General features: G+C 35.7%; 6 protein-coding genes. 1 reads left to right on the top strand and 5 read right to left on the bottom strand.

Annotated elements, in window-relative coordinates:
- Positions 1 to 89: 89 nt before the first annotated feature.
- Positions 90 to 2,042, top strand: a complete 1,953-nt coding sequence (locus KE503_RS13890; RefSeq protein ID WP_212385633.1) for an oleate hydratase — start codon at positions 90 to 92, stop codon at positions 2,040 to 2,042.
- Between the two features lie 69 nt (positions 2,043 to 2,111).
- Here KE503_RS13890 and KE503_RS13885 read toward each other — a convergent pair whose 3' ends face one another.
- The 5 genes from KE503_RS13885 to KE503_RS13865 form a co-directional block, all read right to left on the bottom strand.
- On the bottom strand, positions 2,112 to 2,651 hold the full coding sequence (locus tag KE503_RS13885; protein ID WP_212385631.1) for a nitroreductase family protein: 540 nt from the start codon (positions 2,649 to 2,651) through the stop codon (positions 2,112 to 2,114).
- A 75-nt stretch (positions 2,652 to 2,726) separates the two neighbouring features.
- On the bottom strand, positions 2,727 to 3,266 hold the full coding sequence (locus tag KE503_RS13880; RefSeq protein WP_212385629.1) for an RNA 2'-phosphotransferase: 540 nt from the start codon (positions 3,264 to 3,266) through the stop codon (positions 2,727 to 2,729).
- 25 nt (positions 3,267 to 3,291) lie between these two features.
- On the bottom strand, positions 3,292 to 4,806 hold the full coding sequence (locus KE503_RS13875; protein WP_212385627.1) for an RNA polymerase sigma factor: 1,515 nt from the start codon (positions 4,804 to 4,806) through the stop codon (positions 3,292 to 3,294).
- Positions 4,782 to 4,928, bottom strand: a complete 147-nt coding sequence (locus KE503_RS13870; RefSeq protein ID WP_172674562.1) for a hypothetical protein — start codon at positions 4,926 to 4,928, stop codon at positions 4,782 to 4,784. Before KE503_RS13870 ends, KE503_RS13875 begins: the two co-directional genes overlap by 25 nt.
- An 85-nt stretch (positions 4,929 to 5,013) precedes the next feature.
- The gene (locus KE503_RS13865; RefSeq protein WP_212385625.1) at positions 5,014 to 6,096 is read right to left on the bottom strand and encodes a hypothetical protein; all 1,083 of its coding nucleotides are present in this window, start codon (positions 6,094 to 6,096) and stop codon (positions 5,014 to 5,016) included.
- Positions 6,097 to 6,231 lie beyond the last annotated feature (135 nt).

Here is a 6,231-nt window from a genome sequence, read left to right as displayed (position 1 = left end):
TCTTTTATTTTACCAAATATATCGAAAGAATAAAACTATCTTTTTGATGCAAACTATTTTTAAATCATAATAGAAAGGCTGATACCCAAATGAATAAAAAAATCTTAAAACTAGGAATTCTGACTGTAGCAGGTGCTGCCATTGTTGCAATGAAAAAGTCAAAGAAAGAAAAGCTTGTATATTCTTACCCTCAAACAAAAGTGAAAAAATCGGATTACAAAAACACAGAATTAAATAAACAGAAGAAAAATAGCAAAGGAATTTATTACTCCAGTGGAAATTATGAAGCGTTTGCCAGGCCAAAGAAACCAAAAGATATAGAGAAAAAATCTGCCTATCTTGTAGGAAGTGGTCTTGCCTCTCTTGCTGCTGCCTGTTTTCTGATTCGTGATGCGCAAATGTCAGGAGATCATATTCATATCTTAGAGGCATCCAATATTGCAGGTGGTGCCTGTGATGGAATTGCTGATCCGGATCGTGGTTATATTATGCGTGGCGGCCGGGAGATGGAAGATCATTTTGAATGTCTGTGGGATTTATTTCACAGTATTCCATCCTTAGAACATCCAGAAAATTCTGTGTTAGATGAATTTTACTGGTTGAATAAAGAAGATCCCAATTATTCCTTGTGCCGTGCAACAAAACATCGAGGAAAGCCGTCTGAGAATTTTGGCAAATTCAATATCGACGATAAAGGGCGAAAACAGATCATGAAATTATTCTTTACTGCAAATGAAAAATTATATAATAAAACGATCGAGGATGTCTTTGACGAACACGTTTTTGATTCAGATTTCTGGCTATACTGGCGGACAATGTTTGCTTTTGAAAACTGGCACAGTGCCTTGGAACTGAAATTATACCTACAGCGGTTTATCCATCATATCGGTGGATTGCCTGATTTTTCAGCTTTGAAATTTACACGGTATAATCAGTATGAATCTTTGATCTTGCCAATGATCGAATATCTGAAACAAAATGGTGTTATCTTTCATTTCCATACACAAGTTACGAACGTAATCTTTTCATTTGAAAATGATCAAAAGGTTGCAAAAAGTATCGAATATATCAAAAATTCTAAAACAAAGATACTTCCGCTGACAAAAGATGATCTTGTCTTTGTGACAAATGGAAGTTGTACCGAAAGTACACTGTATGGAGATCATCACACACCTGCAAATGGCGATGCAATGATTCGTATCACTGGGTGCTGGAATCTTTGGAAGAATATTGCAAAACAGGATCCTTCCTTTGGTCATCCAGAGAAATTCTGTGGAAATGTTAGTAAAACACGTTGGGAATCTGCGACGATCACAACCAGTGATACAAAGATCATTGATGCGATCACAAGAATCTGTAAACGAGATCCTCTTTCCGGAAAGGTTGTAACTGGAGGTATTGTTTCCTGCGAGGATTCCAACTGGCTATTAAGCTGGACCGTCAATCGTCAGGGACAGTTTCGAAAACAAAAAGAAGGTGAAATCTGTATCTGGCTATACAGTCTTTTTTGTGACACACCAGGAAATTATATTCATAAGCCAATGAAAGATTGTACTGGAGAAGAAATTACAGCGGAATGGTTATATCATATTGGAATACCACTGGATGAAATCGACGAATTAGCAAAAGATCATGCGAATACTGTACCGACAATGCTGCCTTATATTACCGCATTTTTTATGCCAAGAACCGCCAGAGACCGCCCGGATGTGATTCCTGATGGGTGTGTTAACTTTGCATTCTTAGGTCAGTTTGCTGAAACGCCAAGAGATACAATTTTTACTACTGAATATTCTGTGAGAACAGCTATGGAAGCTGTGTATGGACTACTTGACGTTGACCGAGGAGTGCCAGAGGTTTGGGGAAGTGTGTACGATGTAAGGAATTTGTTGGATGCGAGTGTTCGATTGATGGATGGAGAATCTCTGCTTAATATGGATCTGCCAATGCCAATTGAAAAATTAAAGGGCTGGCTGTTGAAGTTTGTCAAAGATACGGATATTGAAAAATTGTTGGAAGAATATGAATTGATTAAAAAATAAAAGAATAGCCTTGTTATCATGATAAATAAATGGTAACAAGGCTGTTTATTTTAAGTTATATATTACACACTAAAAGAATTTCAAAATATCATCTACATCTTTCCTCTTAGGTTTTGGCGGATTTTCCTTAATATATCCAACAGAGATCACAGATACAACCATCTCTGTCTCAGGAATTTCTAACATTTCTTTGATCTTTTCGCCATCTCGGATCCCCATAACTAAGGTGCCAAGTCCTAGTTCTTTGGCCTTTAAGATAAAGTTTTCATTATGTAATCCAAGATCATAATAACCCCATCCATTTCCACATTCATTATCTGGATTTCCGGAACGATCAAAACCAGATCTGTTCGCTACGAATGTTGTTACAACATAAGCACCTGTTCCTTTTGTATTATTTGCATTAAACTCTGGAAGGCATTCTTTTGCGAATTTTTCTTTCGCTTCTGCTCCTAATACACAATAATAACGAGCTGTCTGTGAATTCTTCCATGATGGTGCCAAAATTCCTGCTTCTACAAGTTGTTTGATCTGTTCTTTTGTTACTTCTTTTGAATCATCGTAAGAACGGATACTTCTTCTACTTTCTAATAATGTCTCAAATTCCATAATGTTTCCTCCGTTTTTATCATGTTAGTCATCACTAACTAATATTACAATACTTAATCTCAACTGTCAATATTTCTAATTTTTGTACTTGTCTAAATATTTCACTGGTACGTGATCCGTCAGCCATACACCATTCTTTGATAAGAAAAACTTATATCCATCCTGATACATTTCTTCTGCGTTCACAGTATATAAAACTGGCTTTCCGTGTCGTTTTCCAACTTTGATCGCGGTTTCTTCATTCGTTGATAAGTGAACATATAGTCTGTTTTTGTGAAGAAGTCCTTGTTCATCAATGGCTGAAACATATTTCTCTCCTGTACCATGCCATAATTGTTTAGGCGGTTTTGCTTCTTTTAATTCTACATCTACAGGAATCGAATGTCCTTGGTTGGCACGGATTTTTGTTTTATCTTCGTTGAATGAATATCTTTGTTTATTATCAGTTCTTACGATTTCCTCAAGGATTTCCATATTGAACATATGCGTTTTGGAAACACCTTTGATTAACTCATCAACCTCTGCCCATCCGTGTTGATCCAGATGAATTTCTGCTTTCTCAGGCTTATGACGGAGGAGAAGACTTACATATTTGCTTGTTCTTGTTAGATTCATTTGTTTCACTTCCCTATTATCTATGTTATTGTAACTCTTCAATTTTGCTCTTATCAGAAATCGCAGTCCAAGTAGCCTCAGGATTCTCCTGTGCAAAGCTATCCCATTCAGAATCCCCCATGCTAAAGGTTTGCTCTGTATCCCCATAGACTAATTTTCCATTCTGAATTGTCATACGATGAACATCGCTTTGTCCAGTGCCTTTGGTGAAATTGTGAATCAAAAGTCCATTCCCATCAGATGGAATACATACTCCTCCATTTGTTGAGAGATTCGAAATCCACTTATGTCCAGAAATAACAGACAACTTATAGCCTTCTTCAGAATTTATGCAACTAAAAACTCGTATGTCATAATTCGTATATTCGTTTACACTCCACTTTGGAGCAACGATCAATTCCTTGACACCATCCTTATTCATATCTCTAACAAAATAATAATAATCTGTATTTCCCTGTGAATCTGGAAATTCGTATTTCCCATTTTCTACATCTGTTAAAACTTTCTTGTATACTTCACTGAGTTTTATTTTCTGTTTTGGCTGTTCGGTCGTTGCTTCTGTTGTTGCAGATGATGTTTTATTTTCTGATGTTGATGTGTTTTTTGTACTGTTTGAGCTTTCCGTTGTTGCAGTTGCCATCTGTGCTGTCTGATTTCTCTGGTTGTTCCATGCGACGATTCCATATGCACTTCCACCGATTACACCGACTGCAACTGCAATTGCTGCAATCTTATTTACGATAGAAGCTTTAACAGCACTTTTTGCCGCTGCTTTCCCTGCTGTATCTACCGCTTTTGCATTGCTAATCTTTCCTGTGGTTTTCGCTGTATTTTTGAAATATTCCTGAAGGATCTTTGTCTCCATTGCTTTTCCATCTGCAAGGAATGTCTTGTCAGCTGCCATAACACTTCGATCATTACGCAGCAAGTATACAAGAAGTAACACTGGAGCCACAGCGTAAAGTTTGTATCCCTTCTTCTGTAATTGTTCCGCCTGAATCTTTAGATTCTTTCGTCCGTAATTTAATCTTGATTTTACTGTATTTTCGGAACAGTCCATTGCCTGTGCAATCTCTGAGATTGAAGCATTTTCAAGATGAAACATTAAGATAGCCATTCGTTGTTCTTCAGACAAACCATCTAACAGAATATGTACTAGTTCTTTTGTTTCTTCTCTGGTGTATGCAAGTTCGGGCTGATTTTCCGAATCTTCGTCTTCTACATCATAGACATATTCTTCCCCTTCCTGATCTACCGCCATCTCTGAAAATAAAAGAGGATTCTTCTTTACCAACATGTTTTTTGCAGTATTGGCAACGATCATTCCAAGCCAGCCTTCAAATGCTTCTGGCTGTTTCAGAGTCCCTAGTTTGGAAAATACTTTCAGATAAGCATCTTGCAGCACATCTTCTGCGGCTTCTTTATTTTTCATGTATTTTAATGCCAGATAATATTTACTTTTGTATGTTTCTTCATATAAAAATGAAAATGCACTTTGATCTCCATTTTGTGCTTTTATGACTGCTTCTTTGATTTCCATCGTTGTTCCTCTTTCTTTCTCATTTGTTTGTATGCATGGTTCCTTCTTTCCGTATCTTTTAGAAAATAACTCCGATCCAGTTTGATCAGTGCTATGATCCATTGCATAAACCTGTCTTTCATAGCATCACCTCCATGTCTGTTGCTTATATTACTTAGACAGGGAGGTGATGGGAAAAGTTTTATGATTTTAAATTTTTGTTATGAATTATTTGTTAGTCTTCACGCTCTTCTTACCAGACCATGCAGAATATAAAGTCTTACTTCCAGATTTCTTATAAGAACGAACTCTTACATAATATTTTTTCTTTCCTTTTAAGCCTTTGACTGTGTAAGATGTTCCTTTAAATGATTTTGTTTTTGATCCTTTGAAGTTACTCTTTAAAGAATACTGAACTTGATATCCTGTTACAGACTGTTTCTTTACGCTGACTTTGAAGCGTTTGGAACCTTTTGTTAATTTTGTAATGTAGGTTGCTTTTGGTTTTGTTACTGTATTATTAGGCTTTTTATTATTATTTTGAGCTGCTTTTTTATCAATAACTATAAAACTATATTGTCCATTGGCATTTCTTGCATGGAAATTTACATAGTATGTACCTTTTTTTAACCCTGTTGATTGATTTACGGGTGCCCCATTACTGTTATAAACATCCCAATCTACTACATCACCTGATACAGAAATATCTGCTTCAGATTTTACTGTAAACTTAAACCAATCTGCTGTTTCACTGATTGCACGTACTGCATAGTATCTCTTGTTTAATTCTACATATTTTGCATCACTCATCTCTTCATTCTGAGTATCATAGCTTTCAGGGAATGACTCTTTCAGCTCTTTGAATTGAAAAGCAATCGTGTAACTAGCATTATCTGAGCCACAATTTAAAGCTCCGATTAAATAGGTTGTTCCTTTAGCTAATGTATACTCTGTTGTTAATGAATATCCATTTGGTGAAAAAATAAAAGGATAATCTACAAGCATTTGATTTGAAAATTCTTCTCGAAGACAATTTTTAACATAATTTGAACCGCCTGTTGAAACAATTTTTAATGTTCCTGTTTTAGATGGAGTGAATTTATAATATTCTTCATTATTTGCAAAAGTTCCATTGTATTTTGCTCTGCCGTTTTGATCCAGATTAACCGTATTTTTTATATGAATACCTGCTGTAGATTTTGCAGTTGCCGCTTTCACTGAATTCGTTGATGCGGATACAGGTACTCCACCTACCATAGAAACACTCATCATCACTGCAAATGCAGCTGCCATCATTTTGTTTTTTCTCATAACTTTTCTCCTTTTTGTTGTTGATTTATTGCTATTATACTATATAGACAGACGTGGTTTCAAAAAAGTTTTAAAAAAATGAAAAATTTTTTAAATTTTTTTGAAAAAGTTAAAAAAGCACCAGAAAACTATAAC

The organism is Anaerostipes sp. Marseille-Q3525 (genome assembly GCF_018223505.1).
GTDB lineage: Bacteria > Bacillota > Clostridia > Lachnospirales > Lachnospiraceae > Anaerostipes > Anaerostipes amylophilus.
This window is presented reverse-complemented; position numbering and strand designations above follow the sequence as displayed.

What these genes read in the sequence shown, in the direction of transcription:
- KE503_RS13890 (WP_212385633.1), top strand. Translation starts at nt 90, where the DNA reads ATGAATAAAAAAATCTTAAAACTAGGAATTCTGACTGTAGCAGGTGCT.
- KE503_RS13885 (WP_212385631.1), bottom strand. Translation starts at nt 2,651, where the DNA reads ATGGAATTTGAGACATTATTAGAAAGTAGAAGAAGTATCCGTTCTTAC.
- KE503_RS13880 (WP_212385629.1), bottom strand. Translation starts at nt 3,266, where the DNA reads ATGAATCTAACAAGAACAAGCAAATATGTAAGTCTTCTCCTCCGTCAT.
- KE503_RS13875 (WP_212385627.1), bottom strand. Translation starts at nt 4,806, where the DNA reads ATGGAAATCAAAGAAGCAGTCATAAAAGCACAAAATGGAGATCAAAGT.
- KE503_RS13870 (WP_172674562.1), bottom strand. Translation starts at nt 4,928, where the DNA reads ATGAAAGACAGGTTTATGCAATGGATCATAGCACTGATCAAACTGGAT.
- KE503_RS13865 (WP_212385625.1), bottom strand. Translation starts at nt 6,096, where the DNA reads ATGAGAAAAAACAAAATGATGGCAGCTGCATTTGCAGTGATGATGAGT.